General features: G+C 34.7%; 36 protein-coding genes. 2 read left to right on the forward strand and 34 right to left on the reverse strand.

All coding sequences use genetic code 11. The annotated features are described in order from the left end of the window. The first annotated feature begins 610 nt into the window (after positions 1 to 610). Positions 611 to 868, forward strand: coding sequence for a hypothetical protein (locus tag DSD31_RS25835; RefSeq protein ID WP_113991409.1), 258 nt, complete (start codon positions 611 to 613; stop codon positions 866 to 868). Positions 869 to 1,132: 264 nt separating this feature from the next. Then, positions 1,133 to 1,465 (forward strand): hypothetical protein, encoded by a 333-nt coding sequence (locus tag DSD31_RS26270; protein ID WP_063815447.1) that lies wholly within the window; start codon positions 1,133 to 1,135, stop codon positions 1,463 to 1,465. 35 nt (positions 1,466 to 1,500) lie between these two features. Here the strand turns inward: DSD31_RS26270 and DSD31_RS25840 are convergent, their stop codons facing one another. The 34 genes from DSD31_RS25840 to DSD31_RS26000 all read right to left on the reverse strand — a co-directional run bounded on the left by DSD31_RS25840 (position 1,501) and on the right by DSD31_RS26000 (position 26,681). Continuing rightward, complete coding sequence (locus tag DSD31_RS25840) at positions 1,501 to 2,067, reverse strand: hypothetical protein (RefSeq protein WP_113991410.1); 567 nt, start codon at positions 2,065 to 2,067, stop codon at positions 1,501 to 1,503. A 21-nt stretch (positions 2,068 to 2,088) separates the two neighbouring features. After that, positions 2,089 to 2,307, reverse strand: a complete 219-nt coding sequence (locus DSD31_RS25845) for a hypothetical protein (RefSeq protein WP_050142416.1) — start codon at positions 2,305 to 2,307, stop codon at positions 2,089 to 2,091. 117 nt (positions 2,308 to 2,424) lie between these two features. Then, positions 2,425 to 2,700: a hypothetical protein gene (locus tag DSD31_RS25850; RefSeq protein ID WP_113991411.1), complete on the reverse strand. Its 276-nt coding sequence runs from the start codon at positions 2,698 to 2,700 to the stop codon at positions 2,425 to 2,427. Further along, the gene (locus DSD31_RS25855; protein WP_162786339.1) at positions 2,691 to 2,996 is read right to left on the reverse strand and encodes a hypothetical protein; all 306 of its coding nucleotides are present in this window, start codon (positions 2,994 to 2,996) and stop codon (positions 2,691 to 2,693) included. Before DSD31_RS25855 ends, DSD31_RS25850 begins: the two co-directional genes overlap by 10 nt. 45 nt (positions 2,997 to 3,041) lie before the next feature. Beyond that, a complete protein-coding gene (locus tag DSD31_RS25860) occupies positions 3,042 to 3,428 on the reverse strand; it encodes a hypothetical protein (RefSeq protein ID WP_113991413.1) in 387 nt (128 codons plus the stop codon). A gap of 104 nt (positions 3,429 to 3,532) precedes the next feature. Further along, positions 3,533 to 3,835: a hypothetical protein gene (locus tag DSD31_RS25865; protein WP_113991414.1), complete on the reverse strand. Its 303-nt coding sequence runs from the start codon at positions 3,833 to 3,835 to the stop codon at positions 3,533 to 3,535. A 67-nt stretch (positions 3,836 to 3,902) separates the two neighbouring features. Beyond that, on the reverse strand, positions 3,903 to 4,595 hold the full coding sequence (locus DSD31_RS25870; RefSeq protein ID WP_113991415.1) for an N-6 DNA methylase: 693 nt from the start codon (positions 4,593 to 4,595) through the stop codon (positions 3,903 to 3,905). Between the two features lie 111 nt (positions 4,596 to 4,706). After that, the gene (locus DSD31_RS26275; RefSeq protein WP_128334257.1) at positions 4,707 to 4,979 is read right to left on the reverse strand and encodes a hypothetical protein; all 273 of its coding nucleotides are present in this window, start codon (positions 4,977 to 4,979) and stop codon (positions 4,707 to 4,709) included. A 4-nt stretch (positions 4,980 to 4,983) separates the two neighbouring features. Further along, on the reverse strand, positions 4,984 to 5,274 hold the full coding sequence (locus tag DSD31_RS25875; RefSeq protein ID WP_063809397.1) for a hypothetical protein: 291 nt from the start codon (positions 5,272 to 5,274) through the stop codon (positions 4,984 to 4,986). Positions 5,275 to 5,411: 137 nt separating this feature from the next. Further along, positions 5,412 to 5,930, reverse strand: coding sequence for a type 4 pilus major pilin (locus tag DSD31_RS25880; RefSeq protein WP_113991416.1), 519 nt, complete (start codon positions 5,928 to 5,930; stop codon positions 5,412 to 5,414). Between the two features lie 10 nt (positions 5,931 to 5,940). Next, positions 5,941 to 6,261 (reverse strand): hypothetical protein, encoded by a 321-nt coding sequence (locus DSD31_RS25885; protein WP_049111346.1) that lies wholly within the window; start codon positions 6,259 to 6,261, stop codon positions 5,941 to 5,943. Between the two features lie 18 nt (positions 6,262 to 6,279). Continuing rightward, positions 6,280 to 6,708, reverse strand: a complete 429-nt coding sequence (locus tag DSD31_RS25890; protein ID WP_024192984.1) for a hypothetical protein — start codon at positions 6,706 to 6,708, stop codon at positions 6,280 to 6,282. Then, the gene (locus DSD31_RS25895) at positions 6,692 to 7,009 is read right to left on the reverse strand and encodes a hypothetical protein (protein ID WP_063809401.1); all 318 of its coding nucleotides are present in this window, start codon (positions 7,007 to 7,009) and stop codon (positions 6,692 to 6,694) included. Before DSD31_RS25895 ends, DSD31_RS25890 begins: the two co-directional genes overlap by 17 nt. Beyond that, positions 7,009 to 7,371 carry a hypothetical protein gene (locus tag DSD31_RS25900; protein WP_113991417.1) on the reverse strand — a complete coding sequence of 121 codons (363 nt, stop codon included), beginning with the start codon at positions 7,369 to 7,371 and terminating at the stop codon, positions 7,009 to 7,011. Before DSD31_RS25900 ends, DSD31_RS25895 begins: the two co-directional genes overlap by 1 nt. Before the next feature lie 80 nt (positions 7,372 to 7,451). After that, on the reverse strand, positions 7,452 to 7,820 hold the full coding sequence (locus tag DSD31_RS25905; protein WP_113991418.1) for a hypothetical protein: 369 nt from the start codon (positions 7,818 to 7,820) through the stop codon (positions 7,452 to 7,454). Between the two features lie 64 nt (positions 7,821 to 7,884). Next, positions 7,885 to 10,797 carry a type III restriction-modification system endonuclease gene (locus tag DSD31_RS25910; protein WP_113991419.1) on the reverse strand — a complete coding sequence of 971 codons (2,913 nt, stop codon included), beginning with the start codon at positions 10,795 to 10,797 and terminating at the stop codon, positions 7,885 to 7,887. A gap of 2 nt (positions 10,798 to 10,799) precedes the next feature. Next, on the reverse strand, positions 10,800 to 12,779 hold the full coding sequence (locus DSD31_RS25915) for a site-specific DNA-methyltransferase (RefSeq protein ID WP_064776711.1): 1,980 nt from the start codon (positions 12,777 to 12,779) through the stop codon (positions 10,800 to 10,802). Between the two features lie 11 nt (positions 12,780 to 12,790). After that, on the reverse strand, positions 12,791 to 13,075 hold the full coding sequence (locus DSD31_RS25920) for a hypothetical protein (RefSeq protein WP_077268739.1): 285 nt from the start codon (positions 13,073 to 13,075) through the stop codon (positions 12,791 to 12,793). Between the two features lie 172 nt (positions 13,076 to 13,247). Next, a complete protein-coding gene (locus DSD31_RS25925) occupies positions 13,248 to 13,763 on the reverse strand; it encodes a hypothetical protein (protein WP_001569513.1) in 516 nt (171 codons plus the stop codon). Positions 13,764 to 13,779: 16 nt separating this feature from the next. Beyond that, entirely contained in the window at positions 13,780 to 14,256 is a 477-nt protein-coding gene (locus DSD31_RS25930; RefSeq protein ID WP_059347871.1) for a hypothetical protein, read from the reverse strand. A 142-nt stretch (positions 14,257 to 14,398) separates the two neighbouring features. Continuing rightward, positions 14,399 to 14,653, reverse strand: coding sequence for a hypothetical protein (locus tag DSD31_RS25935; RefSeq protein ID WP_113991420.1), 255 nt, complete (start codon positions 14,651 to 14,653; stop codon positions 14,399 to 14,401). A gap of 11 nt (positions 14,654 to 14,664) precedes the next feature. After that, complete coding sequence (locus tag DSD31_RS25940; protein WP_227538658.1) at positions 14,665 to 15,735, reverse strand: hypothetical protein; 1,071 nt, start codon at positions 15,733 to 15,735, stop codon at positions 14,665 to 14,667. Positions 15,736 to 15,991: 256 nt separating this feature from the next. Further along, on the reverse strand, positions 15,992 to 16,696 hold the full coding sequence (locus DSD31_RS25945) for an N-6 DNA methylase (RefSeq protein ID WP_045351302.1): 705 nt from the start codon (positions 16,694 to 16,696) through the stop codon (positions 15,992 to 15,994). A gap of 29 nt (positions 16,697 to 16,725) precedes the next feature. Continuing rightward, a complete protein-coding gene (locus DSD31_RS25950; protein ID WP_050142446.1) occupies positions 16,726 to 17,421 on the reverse strand; it encodes an N-6 DNA methylase in 696 nt (231 codons plus the stop codon). A gap of 12 nt (positions 17,422 to 17,433) precedes the next feature. Beyond that, positions 17,434 to 17,895 carry a hypothetical protein gene (locus DSD31_RS25955; protein ID WP_113991422.1) on the reverse strand — a complete coding sequence of 154 codons (462 nt, stop codon included), beginning with the start codon at positions 17,893 to 17,895 and terminating at the stop codon, positions 17,434 to 17,436. 20 nt (positions 17,896 to 17,915) lie between these two features. Then, positions 17,916 to 18,314 (reverse strand): hypothetical protein, encoded by a 399-nt coding sequence (locus tag DSD31_RS25960; RefSeq protein WP_227538659.1) that lies wholly within the window; start codon positions 18,312 to 18,314, stop codon positions 17,916 to 17,918. A gap of 61 nt (positions 18,315 to 18,375) precedes the next feature. Beyond that, complete coding sequence (locus DSD31_RS25965) at positions 18,376 to 18,789, reverse strand: hypothetical protein (RefSeq protein WP_060615691.1); 414 nt, start codon at positions 18,787 to 18,789, stop codon at positions 18,376 to 18,378. Between the two features lie 29 nt (positions 18,790 to 18,818). Next, positions 18,819 to 19,730 (reverse strand): DNA adenine methylase, encoded by a 912-nt coding sequence (locus DSD31_RS25970; RefSeq protein ID WP_113991423.1) that lies wholly within the window; start codon positions 19,728 to 19,730, stop codon positions 18,819 to 18,821. A 392-nt stretch (positions 19,731 to 20,122) separates the two neighbouring features. Beyond that, positions 20,123 to 20,545 (reverse strand): hypothetical protein, encoded by a 423-nt coding sequence (locus DSD31_RS25975; protein ID WP_001569503.1) that lies wholly within the window; start codon positions 20,543 to 20,545, stop codon positions 20,123 to 20,125. A gap of 2 nt (positions 20,546 to 20,547) precedes the next feature. Continuing rightward, positions 20,548 to 20,961, reverse strand: a complete 414-nt coding sequence (locus DSD31_RS25980; RefSeq protein WP_001569502.1) for an ankyrin repeat domain-containing protein — start codon at positions 20,959 to 20,961, stop codon at positions 20,548 to 20,550. A gap of 119 nt (positions 20,962 to 21,080) precedes the next feature. Continuing rightward, complete coding sequence (locus DSD31_RS25985; RefSeq protein WP_113991424.1) at positions 21,081 to 21,587, reverse strand: ankyrin repeat domain-containing protein; 507 nt, start codon at positions 21,585 to 21,587, stop codon at positions 21,081 to 21,083. Positions 21,588 to 21,852: 265 nt separating this feature from the next. After that, the gene (locus DSD31_RS25990; protein ID WP_001569500.1) at positions 21,853 to 23,979 is read right to left on the reverse strand and encodes a DUF927 domain-containing protein; all 2,127 of its coding nucleotides are present in this window, start codon (positions 23,977 to 23,979) and stop codon (positions 21,853 to 21,855) included. A gap of 96 nt (positions 23,980 to 24,075) precedes the next feature. Beyond that, positions 24,076 to 24,654 carry a hypothetical protein gene (locus tag DSD31_RS25995; RefSeq protein WP_105611656.1) on the reverse strand — a complete coding sequence of 193 codons (579 nt, stop codon included), beginning with the start codon at positions 24,652 to 24,654 and terminating at the stop codon, positions 24,076 to 24,078. Positions 24,655 to 24,713: 59 nt separating this feature from the next. Further along, positions 24,714 to 26,681 carry a coiled-coil domain-containing protein gene (locus tag DSD31_RS26000; RefSeq protein WP_227538656.1) on the reverse strand — a complete coding sequence of 656 codons (1,968 nt, stop codon included), beginning with the start codon at positions 26,679 to 26,681 and terminating at the stop codon, positions 24,714 to 24,716. Positions 26,682 to 26,726: the final 45 nt, after the last annotated feature.

Here is a 26,726-nt window from a genome sequence, read left to right on the forward strand (position 1 = left end):
GGGCTATAGCCCATCCCATAAAGGGAAATTAGGGGAGTATAGAACCCAACCCATATCGCCAACCCATAACCCATATTAGCGATCCATATATGATCCGGTTGGTTATTTTTATGTGGGTGGACAGGCTGGACAAAGTGGACAGCTATATTTTTTGGCTGTCCAGTATGTGTGTCTGGTAGTGGGTGGACAGACTGGACAAAGTGGACACCAGCCGTAAAGCCTTGATATATAAGGCTTTATCTCTTGCAATCTGTCCATTTGGTATAGTGGACACGTTGTTCTGTCCAGTGGACAACAGCTAATTAGGGTTTAAAACTGTCCATTTGCTTGTCCAGTAGTCCAATTAGCAGGGTGGACAGCTTTGTATGGTGGACAGGATCGAGGTAGAACAGTGTAGCTAATGGCGGTGTTGGAAGCAATTAAGGGTTTTGGGTTTTGTTGGTTTGGGTTTATGGGTATCAACCTAAATCCCATAGTAACCCATACCCTATTTGATACCTGATCTCAAATTAACAGTAGTATAGATTAGTATAGTCTATATTGTAATTGCTAGTTGTGGTTCATTTGAGCTACAATATTATCAATCCAACGATAACAGGAAGCATCGAGCATGAAACTGATTACCCTACTGTCTAAACACTTCGACGTTGAAGTAGCTGATTTTGAGATGGAAGATGAAACCCTTACTGGAGCAATCTGGATTTATGAGAAGGGGCAAGACTCTGAACCAGTTGTGATCCTGAAACCAACAGAACAGCCGGGAAACTGGAAAGTTGGAAACATCTACTCTGCCCTTCCTCATGATGCCATCCTTTCAGAACAACAGCTAAAGGAACTGGTAAAGGCCGGGAAGGTGCTGAAGGGCTAACGCCCTGACAAAAACAAAGAGTATAGACTATATTATACTAATCTATACTCTGTTATCTTCTGGTCTGCCATTATGGTTCCAGCTCCGGCATAAGGTAAAACTCGCCTTTTGGTTATACTTCTACTTTCTCCCTGATGTGCCTGATTACCTTAGTTCTACGCCAGATTTCAACACAGAGAGTATAGTCTATATCAGTATATACTACTTGTTTTTGTTGCTCACATGAGCTACAGTATAACCATTAACCAAAAGGAGGTTTCCAACATGATGCATTTTAAAAAAATTATTTTTATACTTTTATTGCTGCCTATTTCAGCTATATCAGGTGTTAATTCTGAACAATTATATCAAATGTCTAAGGATTATAATGAAAAAGAAATTACAAGTGTAGGTTCTTTTTTCTCTGGGTATGTAATCGGGATTGCATCTTTAAATAATATCCAATCACATATTTGTATCCCACAGAATGAAAGTAATGCTACCGTTGTTAAAAATGTATCAAATTACATTAATAACCATAATGAGCTTAAATCCTTAGATGAAGGTGTATTGATAGTTTCTCTTGGTTTAATTGATAGTTATAAATGTAAAAAATAATATAACTTTTTAAATGCTATATAAAAAGATATTATTTAATATTTGCTAAACTTTTCTAAACCACGCTGTAGAGCCTTTAGGTAAGCTACTGGCCTCCTGAACGTATTAATCACTTCCCTGTATACTGTCCTGTCTTCATAGGGGCTGTAATCAGCAGGGTTCTTGTTAACGTCCATAATGCAGATTATGATCTCTTTTTTATTTTTATATTTCATGTCAATTAAGAAAACAGCTTTTTTACCATTATCTAATTCTTTCTCCTGACCACTGATAGACTCATATTCTTCAATAAGCTCAATATTTTTATTGCTTGTTGTCAAGCCTACAGATCTGTTCAGCTTCTTAAGCTCTTTATACATGTCTCTTAAATATACAACAATAACAAACTTGGATTGATTATGTTCTCTATCCTGTTTTAAGGATTCAATGTAATCTCTATTGCTCTTAATAAATGCTTCATGCTGCTCAACATCATAAGACAATAACTCTTCTCTATAAAGTATGTTTAAGAACTCATTAAAATACATAGTTTCGTTGTTTTCTAACTCAAGCTCTTTAATCTCCTTCACGATTTGTTGAAAGCTAATAAATTGTTTTTCCATATAATACCTCGTTAAATATTGTTATTTGCTTTTTGTTGGACTTTTAAAATAACTCATTATAGCTTCAGCCATTTCAAAGTCTGCTTCTTGTGCCGCTTCAAAAGATACAATATGTTTTTCACCTTTGAGCATTGCTATAAAATTATCGTTTGTTCTTTTTATTTTCTCTCTCCTTTTCAAATCCATTATTGCATCATCTAAGGATTTATCTATCATTACTGTTGTGTGTTCTATTTTCATTATACTTCTCCTTTTGTTTTGGTTTATGTATATACCTATAACCGATATAAAGTAAAAGTATATAGTAAAATATACAAATCCTTTATGTTTCCGACAAGCGGTAGATATACATCCTTTTTAATCAATCTTTTTTGTTTTAATAGAAACCACATATAAAAATAAAAACATTAAAGACCACAAACCAAAGAACAAAAAACAATGGATAAAAGGATTTTGCCAACTTAAAAACCAATCATTAATTCGCTCTACCTCTTGTTTACTAATATTGTAGCGTCTTGAGAAAACCTCCGGGTTTATTTGAGCATAAATTAGATGATAAGGTGCAGTGATACTACCAATTGCTATAAACGCACATCCTTTAGCAAACCTTTTGAATATCATTTTCATTCCCATGATGTAATCTCCACAATATACAAAAGCACAAATAATATTTGAAATGGCATTAGATAAAACCTGCTTGCTACATAATAACTCATGACTATAACCGAACTGATACCTAATGCGGAAACCAATTCATTAACTAATGCTACTTGTATATTTAAACTGTTAAAGGCAGCAACTAATATTACTAATACCAATGAAATAATAAATGGCCTTTCAAATATAATACTCCCCTCGAAAGGATTAAAACCAAAGTCTTTTACTAACTTTTCAAATTCTTTTATTAAGTATTGCTTTATGATAATCATAATTAACACCTCCATATAACAGCCCCTTTCGGGGCTATGTTAATATTACTCATCGTTTTCGTTTCTGTCAGCTTCAAGCATTTCTAAAACCTGCTCACAAGCATCATATTCATCTGATACATCATCAACAGCTAAAGAGTCATTGATAAGATATAAGTTAGCTTTTAAAACATACTCTTTTAACTCATCCTCTGTATCAAAGTAGTCATGACCAAAATCATGATTCATACCATAATATGAATTGATAACACCGGTATAAAAACCATCGCTTCCTAATGAATCAATAGCGCTATCTAAATAGTCTTTGATATAATCGGTGTTGTCATATTTAATATAATCTTCTTTTTCAAGGTCTGATATTGCTTGATAAATATAATGTGCTAAAACTTTCGTTGTTATAGTTGCTATCTCAAGTGGGTTATTGTATTTCATACTGTTCTCCTTTGTTTTGGTTTATATATATAGTTATAACCGATATAAAATAAAAGTATATAGTTAAATATACTTTTACTTTATGTTTCAGATAAACGGTGTAGTTATATCCTTTTTATAGTGGTTTTATTATTGGCTGTTGGTATAAATGATTTTAGATATACGCTCTGAAAGTGTGCTATTAACATATTAATCAAAACTGAATTAATATTTCTACAGCCATTAAGGTTAACAGTGTTATTTATAAAGTGATCTCTTAATGCTGGTAAGTTATCTGACACAAAATCTATTGTCGCCTGAAACCCTTCTCTTCTGTTTATTTCGTCTAACAGAATAACAGCCTCCCCTTGAGATAATACTTTTGCTTTAGCCTTTAATTCGTCTATAAATGTTTTGTGTTTTATCATATGACTTCTCCTTTTTTGTTTTGGTTAATAATCTTTAATCTATAAAAAAGAAAAAGTCTAATTTATTTTATACTTTTTTTTTATTATGATAAGAGGTATAACTAAAGGATTGTTTTAAGTTGTTTAATAACGCATTGCCATTAAATATTTTGACTGATTTTATATCTACGTCTTTAAAAGCTACTGGAGCCATAATCTGAACAATAGCCATCTTAACCATTAGTGGATCTATGTCGTTCATTTGAACAGCCTGTTCAAGATAGTGTCCTTCTCTCCTACAGCGTTCTCTGAGCCTTGCCAGTGTCATAGAGCCTGCGCCACAACATTCTTCATAGAACGTTCCTGATTGCCCTGATGTTGCCTGTAATGACGCTGTAAGGCTGCTAATGTCCATAGGAGTAAGGAACTGGCCTAATCCGTCGCCGTTCTTACCCGTAAGGTAGAGATCTTCAAACAGCTCTGATAGAACGTCTGTAAAGGCTTCTTCCTGTTTTATAATGTCCATGTAGAGAAAAGCGGCGTCTGCTGCTTTTGTATATTTAACAACCTCATTCTTAGACATGTTTTTGATTATGTTGCCATCAAAAAATTCAGATGTTATTTTGAATAAAGAATCTTTCTTGGCTAATCCATCACAAACAAGATAAAGGCAAAAGCCAGTAAATAGCTCAATGCCTTTTATTAGATTTGCAGCATTCGAAGGTGATGAAGGGTTTTTGATTTCAGTGATGAGTTTTGATAAATGCTGAATGTTATTCATAATGTTTTCCTTTAGGTTTTAATACTTAAAGTTAACACTATGACAAAAGCATAAATCAAATTTATTTCGATTTTAAAAAAAGAAAGCCCCTGAACGGGGCTTGTAAAACTTTTATCTTGAGAATACTACTCTTTCTGAATAGATGGTTTTAGAGAGAATAAAGGTTAAGATCAAAAACACAAATAGAGAAGCTAAACCAATAAACATATTCTCTGAAAAAATCAGCACCACAAAGCTTAATACGACAGATAATAAAGCGCCAATTTGACCAAACCATAACGGTGCTTTACCGTATGTTATGTTTGCTCCGCAAGGTAAACACACACCTAAGCCGTGTTTTGTTTCGTGATCACAAAATGGGCAGCGAACAGTTTTATTTTCCATTTTATTAATCCTTTTCGAAAACTACGCCTTGATAAACTACGCCCTGTTTTACTTTCTCAATTTTGAAAGTCCAAGATCCAATGTCTTTGTTTTGTGTTCTAGCAATGTATACAGGTTTTTGGCTTTCATCCCATGACTTAACATTAAATGTGCTGTCTTTAAACTTGATTACGTCCTTTTCAATATCAAGCCTTACCCCATACTGCTTACTGATGTATTCGCCATAAATGCCGTCATTACAACCAGCCAGAAGTGAAGCCATACCGATAACCGCAACCGCCATAAACTTTTTCATACTCAACCCTCATTCATTATAAAAGTGGTCAGTTATGCACCAGATCGGCGTGACAGTATCAATAAAAACTAGTTAAATCAATTAGTTAATTAGGCTTTTGTTAGGTGGGTAAGACAAGCCCCGGTCGGGGCTTTTGGTTAGTCGGCGTTGGTAAAAACAAGCACTGAACTGGTTTTAAAGCTGGAACAGAAAGCGGTTATGTCTGCCATGCTGGATGTGGCCGCAATCTTAGATCCTGATGTGGTGTTGCTTACGTTCCTGTAAACCACCCTGCCGCTGCTTACAAGCGTAGAACAGGCGCTTGGTGGCACATTGTAGTAAGACACATCATAAGAGTCGTCCAAGCCGTTGTGAGCCGTTATAGTGAGCTTACCGCCATAAGCATTCACAAGCGTGTTAGTTCTGGTGTCTACCATCGTAGAGGGAAGACTCTTTGAACTGATGAGCATACTGTTAGCTTCAGCTACAGTGGGCTTAGAAGCTGTTATAGCGCTCATGGCTTTACTGATAGTTGCCAGATCACGTATAGCGTTGCTTGTTCTGAACCCTTCCTGCAGCTTGCTATACCCGTAAAACGTTGCTCCGGCGATGCCAGTAGCAACTACCAGCACTAATAACATTTCAATCAGGCTAAATCCTTTTCTACGTCCTTTCATTGAAACCTCCTTATGCCGCAAACTTTGGCTTGAAAAAACCTTTTATTTTTGAATGGATTTTCTTTCCTAAGAAGAAAATACCCAAAATAAAAGTCATTGAATAGGTGATTTTTAAATAGTGAACAAATATAAGAGATAGAATAATGTGAACTTCTCTTGATAAATGAACTGATATGAATAATGAAGCTAATAAAGCAACTCCTAACCATCCTATATTTTTATATATCTTTGTTAATTTCTTACTGTTTTTGATGTTAATGCCTGTATAAATAAAAAACGCTATAAATAAACAAAATACTATAACGCCAGATACTATTGATAATATATTCATAATGTAATCCTTCTTTTATTAGTTTAAAAATACGCTCATTCCATTAAAAGCTTCTCTGCTGCTTTTGGTTCTTGCGTTGATTCTTTTTTGTTTTCTGTATCTTCTGATAATTAACATTGATAAAATCCATAAGTGAATCATCATCATGATAATTATGCCTTCATCAATACCTACTGCCTTTGCTGTTAGACTTATAAAAAAGAGTATGGTTATTGTTGCCATCGTAAACTTTAAGTAATCTTTTGGATTAAACCAATCCTTTTTGAAAGTGCTTTCTTCTATACTACCGCTTACAGTCATAAGCTTTTCAACAACTATTATATTCCTTTTAAACCACGCCCTTATAATGTCTCTTCGTGTTCTTTCTGTATAAACACATGAAAAATACAACCCCATCACAAACGCACTTGTTTTTACTAACACCAATAAATCATTTATCATCTCCATCTGAATCACCTTTTATAAAACTCATTGCCTTACCCTGTGTTTTTACCGCCTCTTCAAGAACTATGTTTGTTAAGTCCTCTTTCATTTGCTCAATAATACTCGTTGTTTCATTTGCTCTTTTCTTACCTGCCGGGGCATATGCCACTTTGAGTATTTCGACAAACGGACTATCTACCCTGAACCTTTCAAACTTACGCCCACGTAAAACTTTGACTATTTTTAGTTTTATTTCGTATGTCGCTGTTGTATTAGAAACCAAGTGGTAATCGTGTTCATTAAAACTAATTGAATCCAATATCATTATAACCCTCCTTTATTCTGGTCTTTAAAATGTATGAAGAATGAATTACTTTGAGCTAACTTGAAAGTTAACAACTTTAAGAACTGAGCTTCTTTCTCACTGTCCTGATCATTTTCAGGAGCGTAGAAGAAAACAGAACCCGCTACTATTTCATTTTTTCTTTTGCTGTATGAAAGTATGCCATCAAGTTTTTTGAAAGTTGTTATTTTCTTACCAAGCTTGCCGCTTAAATAGTTAGTTAAATAATCAACATCTATTCTTTCTGAACTTGCGAAAACTTCATTGTGATTCCTGCCTTTTCTAATGTCATTTAATATTCCATGAGCTAAAGCTATTGTTTTAATCTCTTTTATAGAATTCATATTTTAAACCCTCATATATTTAATTGTGTATATTATTATATATAAGGGATTTTAAATATAAGTCAATCTATATTGAGACTTTATTTTATAATTAATTCAGAAACTTCATATAAGTCTTCTTCTTTTAAAATTTCACGGTAATATACATTACGGCAAAAAGCTAATTTGGCTTTGTGAGATATGTTATTTTGATAGCTAATAAGTAATTTAATGATGGGGATGGAAGGAGGGGTAAAGCGGTTATGGAAGGAATCAAAATACTCTAACAGGTAATCATGTTTTACGTCTTTAAAATCTAAGCCACTTTCTGAGCATTCTTTTATAACAGATTGTATCTCAGTATCACTACCTGAACGAACCGTATGAAACAACTTATCAGCAAGACGTTTCCTGTGCTGTTCTTTGCGTTTTTTATCATCCAGAAAATCATTTAAGCTTTTGTATTTCATCTGTGTTTCTTCATGATGTATTAATATTGTTGAAGGAGGTCAACGCCTCCTTCATCACTAAGAACTAAGCTTGTGTTTTCTTTATTAAATCATAAATCTCATCATTAGCAAATTGAGTCATGAATTCAACTTTGAATGTTTTGCTTATTTGATTAAACAATGCCTGAGCATGTTCAATTTTTCGTTGTTCTTCAAGGCGTAAGCTATCTTTACCATCAACATTTTTTGTTTCAATGATAAAGTTTAAGTAATCACCACTTGTAGTTTTAACAACATAAGCAAAGTCAGGGGAATACGTGTATCCTCCTGCCACCGGAATTTTAATAGAGTTCTTCGGTATCTTCGTAAAAACAGCTACAGACAGGATCTCTTTATCTGTTATGTTAAGTCTTTCCAGCTCTGAGTCATAAAAGACCTCTTCAAAAAGATATGAATCCAATGGTGATTTTGTATAATCCTGCAATACACCAAGATCACTTGATAATACCTCACTTAGAGGATTACCATCTGCATTAGTGAATTTTGTAGGATGAATAGAGCCTGATATCACATTGTAGCCAAGACTGAACTTATTAAACGAATTGTTCAACAAATACTTGCTAAAGCCAGATTTAATCTTTCTGATAGTTTGAATGTTCAGGTAGTCAGTGATATTGATAGTATCTTTTATATCACAAAACACCTTATGCAAAGTATCGTGTTTAGCAAAAATAGTTTGTGATAAGTTATCAAGAAACTCTCGATAGCTCATTGTATTGAGTTTAGCAAAGTTATCATCATCACTAATGATACTTTTCGACATTGCTGTATTATCACGAATGTAAATTTTATCAATGCGTGTGTGAACGCCTGATTTAGTAAATCTATCTGATTCTTCGAGCATAAATGATTTGAATATGGATAAGAATTCATTCTCGCTGTTTATCTTATACTCAATCACAGCTTTCTGATTTATCAAATCCCACAAATCTTTAAGTTCACTGAACTTGCCAACACGCATTTTAGTGCGTTTTTTTCCATCGGTAGCTTTTTTAATTTTGCTTGGTTTTACTCCAGTAGGGAATGCTGCCGGGTATTTACCTTTTAAGCGTGTATAGGAATCAGAATCTTTGAAGTTGTCATTGTCATCAATGATTTCATCATCAAAAACTTCATTCATGAGCGTTCTGGATGAAAGCTCAGGATACTTAGTTAGGATTTTAACCTTAAGCTCTTCAGTAAACTTACTTGGAACAGTTTCTTTGAAGGAGCTATTGTTGACCTCTTTGACAAGAGAATCGACAAAATCCTTTTCCGTAAAATCAACATAGTAGTTGAGTGTAAAATTGCGATCTTTCACTCGACACATGTATTCATTCACTGGAAGACGCAACCCACGCCCTACTTCTTGAAGTTTAGATGTGGTGCTACCGCTCGAACGTAGCTTACAAATCTGGAATACGTTAGGGTTATCCCAGCCTTCCCTCAATGTCCACTTAGAGAAAATGAAACGGCGAGGATTATCTAAAGATAATAAACGCTCTTTGTCATGAAGGATTTCGTTGATTTCCTGTTCAATTTTATCATCCTTATCACTATTATCTTTTGAAAAATAACCACCATGAACAGAAGATACATCCTTAACAGTTTTTTCAAGGTAGTTTCTGTAAAACTCATCTTTTTCTGTTTTTAACAGTTCATTCGCTTCTGCCAAAATGAACGCTTCAAACTTAGTTTTCAGGCTTCCGGCAATATCATTACCATCACGATACCCTTCAATGTCATCAATGAAGAATAGAGTAAGAGGCTTTATACGTGGTCTTTGTGTCAGATACTCTTTTTCTAACTTAAAATGTTCTTTGACTGCTTTAAGCATCATGTTATCAGCGAGCGTCTGATCGTAAGAGTAAGGGTTTATTGAACTACCAATTTTTAGTTCAATACCATTACTCAACACTGCCGTGCTCTTGTTCAAGGCATCCAGCGTTAAATCATGAATTGCACTATGTGTTTTAGATAGTGATTCATCTTTTGCTAATTTGAATTTTTTTTTGTTGCCATTTTCATTCAGTTCAAAAGTGGCTTCTTTCCCATCAGATTGAACAAATCTGAGGCTGGCATTACCATCACCAATCATATCTTCAATGTAAGCATCAATACCTTTAACTAGATCTTCATTGAATGCGTCCACGGCTGTCAGACGATAAACTAAGTTTTTATAGCCCTCGCTAAAGGTTGCGCCATAACGAACAATATATTGAGCATTAAATTTCTCAATATTTTCCCATGTCTTTTTACCCGTAGGGAATTTATGAGGCTCATCAATGATAATGAATGGTTTTACCGCACTAAGAGCAGCAAATGGCGTATCAAACTGATTATCAAGCAAACCAACATCATAAGAGTCAGTTAAAGACTTGGAGTTAATCATCCCTGAGTTGATTACAAGGACGTGTATATATTTCTTGTTAAAATTACTTGCTTCAACAAAATCATGGATAGCTTGAGGCATATACGATTTTGTGTTTTTTCCAGAGCTTTTTTGACTTTCAACAACATAAGTCTTTAGTTCACGCTCGTAATCATCTCTAAAATGCTCTTTTAAAGCATCACTTTTTAAAAAGTTAACTGTCCCGGCCTTTATCGATAGGGTAGGAACAATAATAATAAATTTATTAATGCCAAAATATTTGTTCAGATCAAAAATGGTTTTTGTGTAGGTATAGGTTTTACCCGTCCCTGTCTCCATAGAAACGTCAATGACGTTGCTTTTAGCATCGTAATTATCTTTTGAATGCTCAATACCATTGAACTCCTGAACATTTTTTATGTTGTTGTAGTATTGCTGTTCAGACAGATTCAGTTCTGGATTAGATAACAGGCGAATAGCAACATTATCCGTCTGATGAGGTACGGCAGATACAAAGACATTCATCACCGCATCAACGCCAGCCTTTTGATGAGGTAAATTCTTTTCGAATGTGAACCCTTTAGACATGATTAGTTCCTTACCACCAAATCTAAATCAATTGATTTTTTATTAGCATAACTTTTTAGTGCTTCATTAAGTTCCATCTGTTTCGCACTTTCGAAGTTGCTGCCATAAAACACGACTTTGTTAGGTGCAAAGTCTTTGTCTGAATCAAGCTTTTGAAGTAAAGCTTTCAGAGCTTCACTGGTGAAATTAGGCGCAATGAGATAAAGGCGACCATCGCATAAGTGCGCTTTGTAGCCATTAAGATCAACATCTTCAATTGGCGTTGTTAGCAAGCTACCATCATACACGCACCATGTAGTCAATAGGGTGTGATACTGCTCAGGAGTCAATACAGCATCATCAAAGAAGGTATGGTTCGATAACGTAAGCTCTGACTCATCTTTTGTACGAAAATCATTGACTGTTTCAAATATTTTGAAGCCAAGATCACTTTCACAGCCACTTTTTTCTTTTATTATACTTTTTCGACATTCTGTCAGTCTGTTTTTTGTTATATCAAAAATTGATGTGTATCCGTTTTTAAATGCCTCACTGCCGTCAGCTATTTTTTCATCTATCTGTATATTAATGAAATTTCGATTACCATTATCTAAAGAGTTTAATTCCATTATAGCATGACCAGTAGTTCCCGATCCCGCAAAAAAATCCATAACTATTGCATTTGGATCTCGTAAAGAAACACATAGTTTTTCAATAAGTTTTTTTGGTTTTGGAAAAGACATTAGTCCTTTATTCCCTAATGTGATCCTAAGCTCTTCTTCCCCATCTTCATTGGACCCCCACCCATCACTAAAAAGGTTATCTATGTTAATAGATTTGAAGCTGCTTTCTGTGTCGTCACCAACTCTGGGCAATAGATCTTTCAAAGTTTTATATCTCGGCTCGTCAACAATCCTTCTTAGATATAAGTCCTGAGTAATATATAACTCACCGTTATTAGCATACTCAGTCATTGCATCTTGTTTATAACGCCAGTTCCCTTCAATCTTAAGATCCTCTGCAAGTTTAGAGTCTTTGATAATAAGATCAGTATGTAATACAAGGTCCATAGTTGACGCTGAGATAACAGAACCCTTTTTCATAAAGTAATTGCTTTCTCTATATTTAGATACTATTCCTTTAGGAATGGTTCTGATTTCTCTCTTATTGCTTGCATTAACACATGGATAAGTCTCGGTAGAGTGATTAATCTCACCAATTAAGCCATTGAATTTTTCTTTTTCTTTCGAATACACGTATATATATTCTTTAACACTGCTTATTGTGTTGGAAAGGAATGTTCCTTTTTTCTTTTTTTCCCAAACCAATTGAGATATAAAGTTCTGCTCACCAAAAACCTCATCGCACATTAATTTCAATTGTGCTGATTCATTATCATCAATGGAAATAAATATTACTCCATCTTCTTTTAAAAATTGTTTAGCTACATATAAACGAGGATACATGAATGTCAGCCATGCACTATGGCTACTTGAACCTTTTACAGTAAAATCGAGGATACGTGTAGCTTCATCAAGCTCGATACCTGCAAGTTCAGAAAGCTGTTCAGGCGTGAACTTGCGATCATCGTTATAAGCGAACCCATCCGAACCCGTGTTATATGGTGGGTCAATATAAATCATTTTAATCTTTTCAGAATAAGCATTAACCATATGCTTCAATACTTCGAGGTTATCCCCTTTGATCAACAGATTCTGGCTGTTCTTGTTCTCTTCACGTTGGTTATGGTCTTTATCTTCGGTGAGCAACGTCTTCGGTGGTAGGTTAGCCAACAGCCGGGCATAGGACTTACCCAGCCAGTTTAAGCTGTATGATTCTTTAGAGAGTTCAACATCCGAGGATTTGACGATCTCAAGTAGCTTCTCTTGAATGAACGCCCCGTTTTTATCAAAACACTGTGGGAAGTTAGCCTTTAATACAGCAAGCTGCTTGCTGTTAGCTGTTTCTACTTCTGAAAAAAGCGTTTCTTTTTGCATATCCATGTTAAACCTGATTATTTATCGTTCGATTTGGTGGTGTTTTTGATTGAAGCTTCACTTAAACCTATGCGCATTAGTTCGGCTACCGCACCATCAATGCTTTTGAAGAGCCGTGCTTCGTATGGCTGTCTTGAGCTACATAAGACTAATGGCTTACCTTCCCACTCTGAACCATCAAAAATCACGGTATACTCGCCTTTAGAGCCTTGTATTGTTGCTCTATCAAGTAGACCTGATCTGACCCTTTCCTTAGCCATTGAGCTAAGGATAAAATTTCCACCATCAAGACCTGACATCATCGTTATGACCTCGTTATGCGATACTGAAACAATATCAAATATCGTCTCAATGGTAAACTTTTGCTTTTGTTACGAGGGTGAATACGAGAGTCTTACATTGGTGTGCTACTCCAGAAATGACAAAGGGGCTTATGCCCCTTGTTTCGCCATTTTGATAAAATCTTTTATCACTTTAAACATTAGCCAGTTCAGATTTAAGGGATTTCAACTCGTTTTCAATTTTAGCAATCATATTCATAAGCGTATTAACCTTGTCTTCTTTACTGTCGTCTTCAACATGCTCTAAAACAAATGTTTTAACCTGCTTATGTCCAATCAGCTCTTTAAACTCTTTAGGGTTTAGTGTTGTTGTAAGAACAAGTCTGATATGTTTAAAGCGTAAATAGTCCATTAGAGCGTGAAGCTTAGTTATCTCTAATCTCGAATCATCTAATAAAAGACAATCACGTTCTATACCATCAATGATGATTGTGTTAATACTTAATTTTGTAGATGTTAAACCAAATGCTTTAGTCTTCCATGCATCAAGTTTTTCTGATCTGGTATTAGATGAGCTATTACGCAATAGATTAAGTATTGAAGTTTTACCTGTGGCTTCTCCACCTGTTAAAATAATTACTTTGCTTGAGTATATAGCTTTTTTAACTTGAGTTGTTTTATTTTTTATATATTTATTTACTGTATTCATAATTTATTTCCTCTTATTATTTTATTGTGATAACTTCTATGCCATAGTTTTCTTTCGTGTGTTGTTCAAGATATGGACTTAAAAAAACCTTATCATTCGTAAATGATAAAACCTTGTTGTTATTAGATGGCTTTTCAAATATTCGATTTGCATAACTGTTATCGTTAACCATAGCAAAATAGCTATAACCTATACCTCTTATTTGATCTACCTCTCCGCCAAAGTGCTTGTCATAAGTTTTTTCAGATATACTAATATCGAGATGGTCAAAAACAAATAAGGTGTTTATAGATTCCATCATTACTCGTCTGAGAGCAGCTTTTGTAATATTAGAATCGTTATAGAAAACTATGTTATCTATTCCTTCAATATTTAAATCCTTCAAGCCTAACATAATCTCATCTCTGTGAGACATATTTCCACCACGCACAACTACTATTCTTTTATCTTCAAATGCTGATTTTATTTCTTCTTGTATGTTTTCTATTTTCATAATGTTTTCCTTTTTTAATGTTTATAATGTAATGAATATTTCTATTCATAGATATGTTGTATTATATTTTAACTATAAGTCAAGTTTAATTGAGAAAATAAATTAAAAAAGAGAAGATAGTTAAACCTCCTCCTTTAATTATTTAAAATACTTGCTTGAGCATCTTGTAAAAAGCAAACCCGGTTGTTGATAATAATAAGAACGGCAAGTATATAATGAACGCCAACACCATAAGAAAACCAAGACTAAAAGCCGCCATGAAATCAAACTGTTTATTAATGAAATCATCAAAGGTCATTTCCTTACTGGATTCATTTTCAAAATCATCATCCTCACAAGTAAGTAAGAACTCATCGTCTTCTTCCGATAATTCTAAGTGCTCATAATCTTTTTTCATAATCACTTCCTTTATTTCTTCTTTTTTATAATATACTCTAACTCGCCATATAGACTATTAATCTTTTCATCATGCTCTTTTTTTAATTCTTCAATCTTTCTTTCTAAACCTATTATTTCACTTTGAAGAGTCATGTTTTCGAGAACAATGTAATCATAATCCTCATCTGCTTTATTCTTTTCCTCTTCCAGAGTTTCTATTCTTAACGTTAAAGCTTCTTTCTCATCCTTTAATTGATTGTATTCTTTTTTATACATAGTAGAATCACTTTCATTCAAATCATTAATCATTTCTAATCTGAATAAATCAATGGAATGTTCTTTAACTTCTTCTTTTAGTTTTTTATTTTCAGCAATCAATCCCTGTATAAATTCATCAGCCTCTTCTAATAACTTTCTTCCACAGTTAGATATTTCCTCTTCTTCCTTTAGTTGAGATTTAAGATATGAGATCTCATTTAATAAATCATCAGTCTCAGTGTTATTTTTTTCAGTATACATGTTAAGCATGTCATTAATTGCCTGTTCCGATAACACATCATCGTTATCTACTTCCGAGAGTGGTATCTCATCAGGGAACGTTTCTACCGTGTCAAATGCTTCTATAGCTTCTTTGTTTGCTGCTGTTCTCTTAGAAGCTTTGTTTTCAAGGTAGTTGACTTCAATAGTCTTCATAGGTCTATTTTTTAAGAGGTAAGCAATTTCTTTTCTGCTTTTATTGGATGTTAAAACAACTTTTATATCTTTATCTTTTAAAGCATCAAGAGCTATATTTATATCACCATCTCTATAGGTATAATCAGCTCTTTCAATGAATACTACTTCAACACTCTTACAGTCTGAAAACTTAGGATGTTCAATATCATATTCAAAAATCAACTCTGATCTATGATTGTAAATAGTCTTTGTGTTTTGTTTGGGTGTTTTTACCTTCCTTTCTAATGAGGATTTAGCTTTCAATTCAGAAACAACTTTACCGCATAAAACAGTATCACCTGTTAATAAAACTAAATTACACTTTCCAAATAATGCCTTTAATACTTGGTCTGCTTTTCTTTCAAAATACTTTTCTGTTCTTTTCATAACAATCTCCATTATTCATTAGTTAATATTTAGCGAGGTGTCATTATTGATAGCCTCACATTTGTAATTAAAACAAATAAAGAGAAAGTCAATAGATAACGATAAATTAAAAAATAGAGTCGATGCTATTATTTTAAAGGCATTTGATGTAGCCGCTTTAAACCCAGTAAATACGCCACTCTCTAATAATGCATACTAAATCTTACTTAATAATCACAACTGATAATTAAGTTATCAATGTCGCAAACAGGGTTTATCACCCTGTTGCTAAATCTAAATATTCCATTTCTTGACGGTATTTTTTAGCTTCATTAATCTTTAAACGATAACTGATTGTCGTTTCATAACCTTGATTGTAATCAGTGATAGCGTTTCTACAGCATAGCTCTATAGAGTGGATCACCGTATTCATTAGGTTGTTGTACGCCAACTGAGCAAAACAACAGGCTATAGCCACATCATCAAGATCTATGCAAATCATCTTGGTTATCTGCTGGCCTTGCTCCAGTTTGTATTTAGCTCTTGCGAGTGATAAAGCTCCCATACCACAACACATATCAAGCTCTATGATGTTGACTCTGTTCCCCATCATTTCGGCAACGGCTGTAGCTACAGAATCAGGTGTGTAAAACTGCCCGTTTCGCTTGGCCTGTGGCGCTCCATCAAGTATGAGTTCACTGTAGATAGGGCTTAACAGGTCTGTATACGGATCAGAGACTGATACCAGCTCTATGTATGTCATTATGGCATCACAGATAGCACTGGTGCTTGTTCTTGCGTATACATCCGGCCTTACCAAGAAATCACCCGTTTCGATCTCAGAGACATAAAGCCGGGTTGTATCCCTTGCGGCGGTAGCTGCCGCAAAAGCAAAGGCTGAAAAGCTTTTGTGTGTGTTATCACTGATAGCCTGAATCTGTTTAATCAGTTTCTTTTTAAGTAATTCATCTGTTTTTTTCATTTAATGCTCCTCTTGTTCATTGTTATTCTTCAACCTATCGCCATATCTAAGCACTTATCGTTATTATCTACTTCTTTATCATCAAGTTTAATTCGATAGTGAATATCCCATTCATCGCCATAATACATAACAGCGTTCATGCACTTTAAATCTATCAAATGAAAAACCGGATTTTTTAGATTGTTGTATGCCAACTGAGCAAAACACGCTGCTATAGAAGTTGGATCGATATCTACTCCTTTCATTACACAAATACTCTTGCCTTGTTCCAGAGCGTATCTTCCCCTTGCCAGAGCTAACGTTCCCATACCGCAACACAAATCAAGTTCTGCTTTGTAGAACGTATTACCCACAAATCTCGCAACGCCATTAGCTAACGAACGTGGTGTATGGAACTGTCCTGTTCTCTTGGCCTGTGGTGCGTAATCAAGCTGTAGTTGATGGAATACATCGCTTAACAGGTCTGTATACGGCTCAGAGACTGATACCAGCTCTATGTATGTCTCTATGGCATCACAGATCTTGCTGTAGCGTGTTCTTGCGTATACATCCGGCCTTACCAAGAAATCTCCTGTTTCGATCTCAGAGACATAAAGCCGGGTTGTATCCCTTGCGGCGGTAGCTGCCGCAAAAGCAAAGGCTGAAAAGCTTTTGTGTGTGTTATCACTGATTGCCTGAATCTGTTTAATCAGTTTCTTTTTAAGTAATTCATCTGTTTTTTTCATTTAATGTTCCTGTTATTCATCGTTATCTTTTTTATCAGCTTCAAGCATTTCCAAAACTTGTGAGCAAGCATCTAAATCATCGGAAACATCATTAATAATTAAAGAGTCATTAATGATAAATAGATCTTCTTCTAAAAGAAACTCGTTTAACTCTTCTTCTGTGTCAAAATGGACTGCTTCATATTCATGATTTTTCCCATAAAAGTTAGTTATTATATTTTCACAAAAAATATCTGTTTCTAATGAATCTATAACGTCATTTTGATATGCTTCTATATCCTCTAAAACTTCATAAACATCTATATCTTCCTCATGAGATTGAAACCCAGCTAAGTCTTCATATTTAGCCAAACTCTCACCATCAAGTTTTTTTATTCCTTCATAAATGTATTTTGCCAACATATTAGTTGTTATGGTTGCTATTTTAAGAGCGAGGCTTTGCTCATTTTTTAAAATAATATCTGTTTTTTTCATTCAATATTCCTTCTTGTTATCTAAATAGCGTCAAGATTTAACCATTCGTTAAAAGCACTCGAAACATAACGAGGCCATTTAAAGCTTCTTTCTCCTGAAATATGTTTATAAGAATAAAACAACTCACCACATTCAAATAAACATGATGTTTCACAGCTTTTGTAGCTACCTTCACCCCAGCTTGTTATTGAAGTTATAGCGGCACAACTATCAAACATACTGGTAATATCAAGTAAAATATCCTCTGCATCATGATGGTTTTCATTATTGCTAATAAAATAAAAATCAAGCCATTCCTTCCGCTTTCTTTTTACCAGTATAAAATGATTGCTTTCAGTGTCTTCTCTTCTTTCAATCAATAGTCCATGATCTAATAGAAATAACTCTATGCCGTCATAATCGGTAATCCAGTCTTTCAAAATGGATTCATTCCTTTTGGTTTTCTGAATACTTATAACATTCAATGTTCTGTTAACCATATTACGCCTCTTTGTTTTTAATAAGATTCATCACATAATCTACATCTTCACTATCACCGCTAATAACCATCAGCATGTAATAGAAATGAGAAAGATAATATTCGAATGAATAGCTAACCATTCTGATATCAAAAACACCATAAAAAAGAGAACACATAGGGTTTACATCATCAAACATGCGATTTAACCTTTCTGTCATTTCTTCAATGTAATCATCAGGAGCATATTCATTAACATACTCAAGTAAAAGATACTTAACAGCGAGAAGTTTTATATCAACATCTTCTTTGCTATCAATGCTGTCTTTTATGTATCTCTCTTTACTTATGTTTAATGATGATTTTCCATCATTCATCCAAACTTTTATCAATGGGCTAACTTTACTTTCAATCACGTTCAAAATATCTTCTTTCATAGTATTTTCCTTTTGTTGTAAAAAAATAATTACGCTGCATTTTGGGTGTGTTCGTGCCTACTCCACATAAGGAGCAAATCAGTAGCTTTAACGGCCTTATAGCCATTCGCTGTTTTCTTACGTCTTCCTGCCGTATAGGTAATGTCAAAACGCACTACAGAGGCATCAGAGGCGTGTTCTTCAAAGAAACCATCATTAGCCTCACGGTTAGCTAACCAGACATTACAGCACCGTTCCTGTTGCTTACGACACCATGAGATCAGTTGTTGATGGTCTTCATCAGTGAATGCATGGCCATAATCGGCGTAGCTCGCCCGGTAAGGTGGATCACAGTAGATAAAAGCCCCTTCCGGCACATCGAGATCAGCATAAGAGCCACACTGGATAGATGTTTCCTGCAGGGCGGTATGCCACTCTTTCAGTAGAGAGTAATCAAAGAGGCTTGTTGTATGGTTAAGCAGTCCTGCAGCCGTTCCGTAGCGGCCTGTTTTGCGTGAAACCTGCCAGATTCCATTGAAGCCGGTTCTGAGCAAAAAGAAGAGCAAAGCAGATGCCCGGACGGTTCCGATCTGTGCTTTCCAGTATTGTTCCCGGACACGGTAAAAGTGGTAGTTCCTCACTTCCAGAGAACGATAACCAAGATAGACCGCTTCCAGCTCCTGCAGATGGGTAATCAGCTCATCATGATCATGCTTGATAGTGTTCAGTAGAGCGATAAGCTCCGGGTTTACGTCATTGATGATTGCCGGGATATGGCTGTAGGTAGACTTAACAGACGCAAAGAGAGCGCCAGCGCCAAAAAATGGCTCTACGTATGCGCTTACGCTGTTCAGGTCTGGTAGATAGGTCTGGTAGCTTTTGAGTAGCTTAGATTTGCCGCCAGCCCACATGTAGAGGGGCTTTAAGCTTAATGATGGGGGGTTTTGGATAGATACAGTCATAAACCAACCTTCTGATAGTTAGATCAGCCCCATCATTGAGATGGAACAGGCCGGAACCATTCCGGCGGTTGGTTGATACCCATCTATCGAAAGATGGAGGGCTAAAGCCTGAACCTACGTATCATTTAACTATCAGAAGCAAATATGACTGCTTCGATGTGAACTATCGTATGTATTTCGTTTATGACGATCAACTACTTTTTTCACTTTTTTGAAAATATTTTCTAATTGCGATTGACAGGTAAAAATAAATTGATTACTTAATATCTATCCAGTTAGAAATTAATTAATACCCTATATTAAATAATGAAAACAGGTGTCAAACATAAAGTATCCTTTTATATAAAATGTTGAATTGGTAGTATTAGAAAAGCGCTTCTCCGGCGCTTTTTCTATTTGTATCTTCTGGACTTATAAACTTCTGTCAGAACATTTTCATACTGAATGATAAAATCTAAAAAACGGTCATTACCAATCTTCAATATGAGATCATACCCGCTCAAACCTTGCTTATTTCGCTTTTCAAGTGAAGCGCCATTCATTAACAGGAAGTTAAAGAAAGAAAGTTTATCCTGTATAACAGCCTCTTGAAGAGGCGTTAATGTATCAACAACAGTATTCAGATATTCAGGTTTTGCTATTAACTGAATCATTATATTGATAAAGTGATTACCTTGTTCGTCTTCTTTCAATACCCTGATTAAGTAAATAAGGGCATTAAGTTTAACTTCTAATGTTTGAAACATGAAGTGATCATAGATAATATCACCTCGATTCTGTTTTATTGCTGTAATTAACGCTTCTTTTATATCCATGATTAAGCCTTTTTCTTAGCCTTATTTTCTTCTGATAACAACATGCGAGATATTGCCTGACTGTTCTCTATGTCTAACATCGCAGCATAATCAGCGGCTTTTCTTCCGGCGTTATCTTTTATTAAAACATCGCCACCATTAACAACAAAAAATTTAATTGCTGGAACATTACCCATTATGACGGCGTGAAATAAAACTGTTTTACCTTCTCTGTCTTGGTTGTTTATATCAAAGTATTTAATAAGCATTTTAGACATTTCATAATCTTTATATTTCTTATAAAGTAGTGTGTATAACAATAGAGTGTGATGATTTGTTGTAAGCCAATCATCCTTACCAATGCCATTATCTATAATATATTTTTCAAACCCGGCAACATCTTTTGAAGTAAATAGTTCTTTTGGGAAGTTTTCCATAATATTCTCCTTAATAATTAAAATGTGATGTATTTTATATACAAAATTAATTCTTATTGGTCAATAATATAGAAATAAAAAACCCGCAATTAAGCGGGTCAGAGAGAAGGAGTATTAATTTAAGCGCTCAATAACATTCTTTCTTCATTCTTTTTTCTTACGTTATTTTTAAATACCTCTATAAAATGACTGTAGTTTTTCCTGTCTGCCATTGTCATGTTTTCATAGTGATAATGACCATCAGCACTTTTCAGGAATGGATTACAGCCCATGTTAATCAATCGGGCAACATTCAAAAGCTTGTTGGTTTTAAAAAGCACTGTCTGGCCTTTGTTGTTTCTGTGGTTGATTTTAGCGCCACAGCTAACAAGATACCTGATTACATCAATATTACTATTGTGAAATATAGGTGTTTCACCTTCATTATTCATAAAGTTAACATCAGCACCAAGTTCTACAAGAGCCTTAGCTACATCAACATTACGCGCCACTGAAAGCGGAGTAAACCCCTTGTAGTTCACAAAGTTAACATCTGCGCCCTTTTTTATTAAATCTACAACTTCTTCATAGGTGTTTACCAAAAAGAGATCGTAATTGTATTCTTCAATTAAATTTAAATCTTTCATATTTAACTCCTTCTATGTTCTCTCTCCTTCTTATATACACCATAATAATAACATTTTCAAGTATAGATTAGTATAGACTATACTATTTTCTTTTAAAAAAGTTGCTTTTAACAAGGTTAAGATGTATATTTAAATCTATTCATAATGTATTTCCTCCATTTGAGGAAAAAATCTTTTTATATTGTATGGTCGGGATTTTCCCGGCCTTTTTTTATGCGTAAAAAAGCCCCGCATAAACGAGGCTAAAGTTAAACCTAATCAATAATCAAAAAGGCACAAAATCATCGTCTAACTCTAATGGTTCTCCATCTACTACTGTATCAACATTGCTGTGCGCATACTTAATGATTTCCTCAAGATCAGCTTTACTATCAATAGAGTTGTTAATAAAAGCTTCGTCAAGAAGCGCATTTTTGGCCTCTTCGCTTTCTGTTTCAATCACAACAGGTCTGTTCTTAAGAATAAATGTTTTTTCGCGGGTAGAAGTTGAACCAAGAAGCAATTGTTTTGCTCCCCTTACTCGCTTAGTATCATAGAGTTCAAGTTTCTTAGCAGAAGCTACAAGCTCTGTAATTTCGAGTTTGAATGAACGTCTTAGGTGTTCATCACCCATCGTATTTAAAATAACATAACCATCAAAATCATTTGGTGTTTCCATAGGGCTATTCAAATGAATAATACCTAAAACATTACCTTTTGACTGAGCCATATCAGAATAACGCTTCGCTTCTGATTTTTGAGCCGCTACTCTGTTAGAGGAATCATCATCAGAATAAGCGTAAGTTTCCCAAACAAAAGAAGCTTTATTGGCGTTGATCATGAGTTTGAGAATGTCCATATTATCCCAATGTTTCTCATTTACATCAAATTGAGGAATGTCCTTATTTGAGAATCTTGATTTGTGTATATCAATAGCTTCATGGCAAATCATGCCATATTCTTCACCAAGAATAGCTCCCACAATATCAGCACCAATTTTTGAAAGTGCTATTGTCTGAATGGTTCTTCTTTCATCATGAATGATTTTATAGTTAGGGTCATTTATTAACTCACCCTCATAAGCATAAATATTAGTTCTCAACTCATCTACATGCTTAACGATATAATCAATAATAAGGGGGTATAAATGACCAAAATTCTGGTCAAGCTGGTTTAGCCACCATTCAACAACATCACCACGCCCTTCTTCTAAGTTAATACCAAAGATGTTTATCTCTGGATCTTCTACGTCAAACTCAAAGATACGTGAGTCAATGGCGCTTTGCTTCATATCCCCTCTTGTTAGTTCATAAAGGGATTTATTACTGGTAGTGAAAAAGATACTGTTCCACATTTTACCTTCTGAAACTTCTGTATCTTTATCATACTTGGAACGCCCACCATTGTTAGCAATAGTCATGAGCTTAGAGATCGCATCACTGGCGCTACCACGGAACATATCATCAATCTCATCAATGACGAAAAAGCCATTGGTGTAAGATGCCAAGAGTTCTTCGAGTCCGGGGAACGTGGTCTTACTGTCTCTGATAAGACCATACTCACGGTTAGGCGCTCCCTCAATACTGGCTATCATGGCCTCTAATGTAGACTTCCCTTTACCCTTCTCACCGAAAATGTTGTAGATAGGTGAGAAGTTGGCTGTTTTACGTATCAGCCCCTTTGTATAGGAAGCAAAAGCAACAGATATAAATATGCTTGCAAGGCGTGAGGACTTAATCAGTTCTTGGAATACGGTGATCTGTATAGAAGCATTACCAACACGTTTAGTTCTGGTCTTGGACACACCTACGAATTGTGGATGGCTTTCTCTTATGTGTATCAGGCTATCAACAATCCAGCCTCGCTTTGTGTAAGCAGGTAAACAATCAATGAGCTGGTTTTCATCATCAATGATTTTACCATCCAAACGTTTATAAGGACTCTGAGCAGTAGCAAGGACGGTGCTCACTGCTTTCTGTATCTCTTTTAACTGCTGATTATCGCTGTAAGGTAAAAGATACCCGGCCTTTTTTAGCTTAGATGATTTGAGATCAGAAAATTGGTCGAGTGGAATAGAAAGAATTTTCTTTTCATTACGGATGTTTTTAAAAGCTACATTAACATACATGCTATTAATATCTTTGTTAGCATCATTGTTATCGCCTTCTAAATCCACTGTGGATAGAATCTGAACAGGATAAATATAATAGTCTGTAATTTTAATCCAGTAGTAATTAGCTTTTTTGTCTTTAGCTGGATTGCTCTTTGCTAATTTATATATACCTGTTTCGTGAATGATATAATCACGAGCAGCAAAATAAGAAGTCTCTATTAGTTGCTTCTCGGTATATTGTTCTTCTTCATGGTAAACTATATCAGTTGATAGTTCACTTTTGATTGTTCTCATATTCATAATGTATCCTTTTATAATCTTTTTTGTGTGCTCTAATGGCACTTTTACTATTTATAACATTTTCTCACTATAAATCAATAGTAGAGTGAGAAATAATTAAGCAATCGCCTTTAAATTTCGCTTCCAGTTATAAACGTAGTTTTCTATATAGATTTTAGAAAGATTGTTTGGGGCTGTATTTCCATACTCATTTTGAATGTCATTTAATACATCTTTTATTACTTCAAGCTGTTTTTTTTGATCAACGTTGAATATTGATACTGCTACAGGTAAGTTTCTTAAGATACATTCCTTGAAAAAGAAATATAAAAACTCATCATTATATGATTCCGGCTTGAAACAACCCCACTTTTTAAGCTTTGAACCAAAATAATCAATGAACATATTTACCTGCTGACAAGTAAAATTCTCATCGCCATATAGTGAATAACTGTTTATACCTTCTTCAACAATAAGTGTTTTATTGTCATTAAATGGTAATGAGTGTCTGAAAATAATTTTTTCTTTCCTTGATAAGTCAGTTCTGTTCTTCCAGACATATCCAAGCAATGAACCATAATCAACCTCAACATTTGAGGTTGTAGCGGTTATTTCAACTTCTGGCTGTGGTTCCTGTGCTTCTGCTTCTTTTCTGGATTGTATAGCCATCCTCGCTTGTTCTGTTCTATTCATCATAATGTTTTCCTTCAAATGTAATCGGCTAAAGCAAAGAGGGGCTTTTCAGCCCCTTCTAATTATTTGTTTTTAGGTTTCTTAGGGTCAGGATTATTATCTTTCTTGCTATCTTTAGCTTGTTCTAAGCGTTGTTTATTATCATCTTCATAAACCTTTAGAGCGTCATTCAGGTCTTTATTATCATCTTCTAATTTCGCCTTGTCAGATTTAAGTTCTTCAATTTCTTTTTGAACAGATTTAAGTTGTTCATTCAAACCGTTGTTTTCAGTTTGAAGTTGCTCCTTCTCTTTTTTCAGTTTACTTACATCAGCAACTTGTTTAGTTATTTCATCGGTTAATGATTTATTTGAAGCTTTGAGCGCTTCGATAGCTTCCAAATGACCTTGTTTAAGTTTTTCAATTAAATCATCGAAATCTTTACGCTGTTTATCTTTCTCTGTTTTCAGTGTAGCAAGATTATTTTCCAGTTCTGTATTTTTTCTTTCAAGATCTGCAATATTGGTATCTTTGCTAACAATAATAGCGTTAAGTTCTTTAAGCTCATTACCATGAGTAGTTTTAAGCTGTTTTATTTCTTCTTCTTTATCAGCTAAAAGATTGTCAAACGTTTTTTGCTGATTTTCTAACGCACCTTCATAGAACAATTCTTGTTCCTGAAGCTCTCTTTCATGAGTAGACTTAAGCTCTTCAATCTCTCTATTTTTAGCTGTTATTTCAGTAGTATGCTTAGTCGTGAGGTTAGTGATCTCAACCTCATGTTTTGCTACTGTAGTGGAATAAAGAGTATCTAACTCATCATATTGAGTAGTAATTTCAGTATAATTGGTTTTGAGGTTTTCATGTTCTTCTTTTAATTTTTCAAGAACAACATTTGTATCATTGAGTTGTTTCTCAAAAGCTTCTCTTGATTCTGCTTCAGCTTTTAATGTTGCTTCTGTAGTTTCTAAAAGCTGTTCAGTAGAGGTAAGTTTCTGTTTTATGGTGGCTAAGGCAATAGCATTTTCAACAGAAGAACGTGTAATGTTAACAAGCTCTATTTCCCTGTAAGCCTCGGCAAGTTTTTCTTCGGCACGTTTAGAAATATCAGCAAGTAATTTTTGCCCACTAATGATACTTTTATGAAGTTCAGCATCCTGAATATCTTTATCTGAGAACTCTTTTACAGCAAGCTCTTTAGATATTTTAAGATTTTCTAATTCTGAATTTAATTCTTCTTGCTCTTCATCTTTAATAGCATCCTGTAAAGCATCTTTAGCTTTAGCTTTACTTTCATCCATCTTCTCATCTTTATTTAACCAATGAGTTTTTGGAAGTCCAAGCGCTTCAAGTGCATCGTTAATGCGTTTTCTTTTTAGTTCTCGCCATTCAGCTTCTGAGCCAAGTAAAGAGCGTCTTGTAATACTTCTCCAGTCTGGATTATTTGGTAGGATGATTGGCTGATCATTATGGTCTATTCCATAGTAGTTCTTGTTATTTAAAGTTCGTGAACCAACAATCATATGGAAATGAGCACTTTTACCGTCTTGGCTAACATGAGTGCCAGAAGCAGCTACAAAACAATCACCAATATGAACAGTTGGCGTATAACGACCACCACCTTTACCTTTCTTATACCACTCATTAGGGTGTGCGAAAGCTTCAATAACTTCTTTTTTGAAGTCAGGCCATTTTTCTACCGGAGTTCCTTCAGGGATTTGAATTAACAAGTGAGTAAACTCTACATCAGATTCACCATCACCTATTCTTCTTTTCGTGTTATATCCCGGTCTGTCCTGTAATTTTATAAATAACTCATCGCTTGGAAAGTCTTCTGGTTTAATCAAACCATCAATATACTCTCCTGTTTCGGTATTACGATAGCCGATGTATTTATCAATAAGTTCTTTACTGTTTTCAGCAGTAATAAATGTCTTTGATACTGGATCATAAAGTAAAGCACCATCGTGAGAAGCCTCTTTGAAACTCTCAGAATGCCTTAAATCACTTATTACCCCTTTTTTTGATTTTTCACCAAGTATTTTCATCATAATGTATATCCTCTTATTATATTGTCTGTTTTATGGGTTTTGGGT

Source organism: Klebsiella sp. X13 (assembly GCF_003323835.1).
Lineage (GTDB): Bacteria > Pseudomonadota > Gammaproteobacteria > Enterobacterales > Enterobacteriaceae > Klebsiella > Klebsiella ornithinolytica.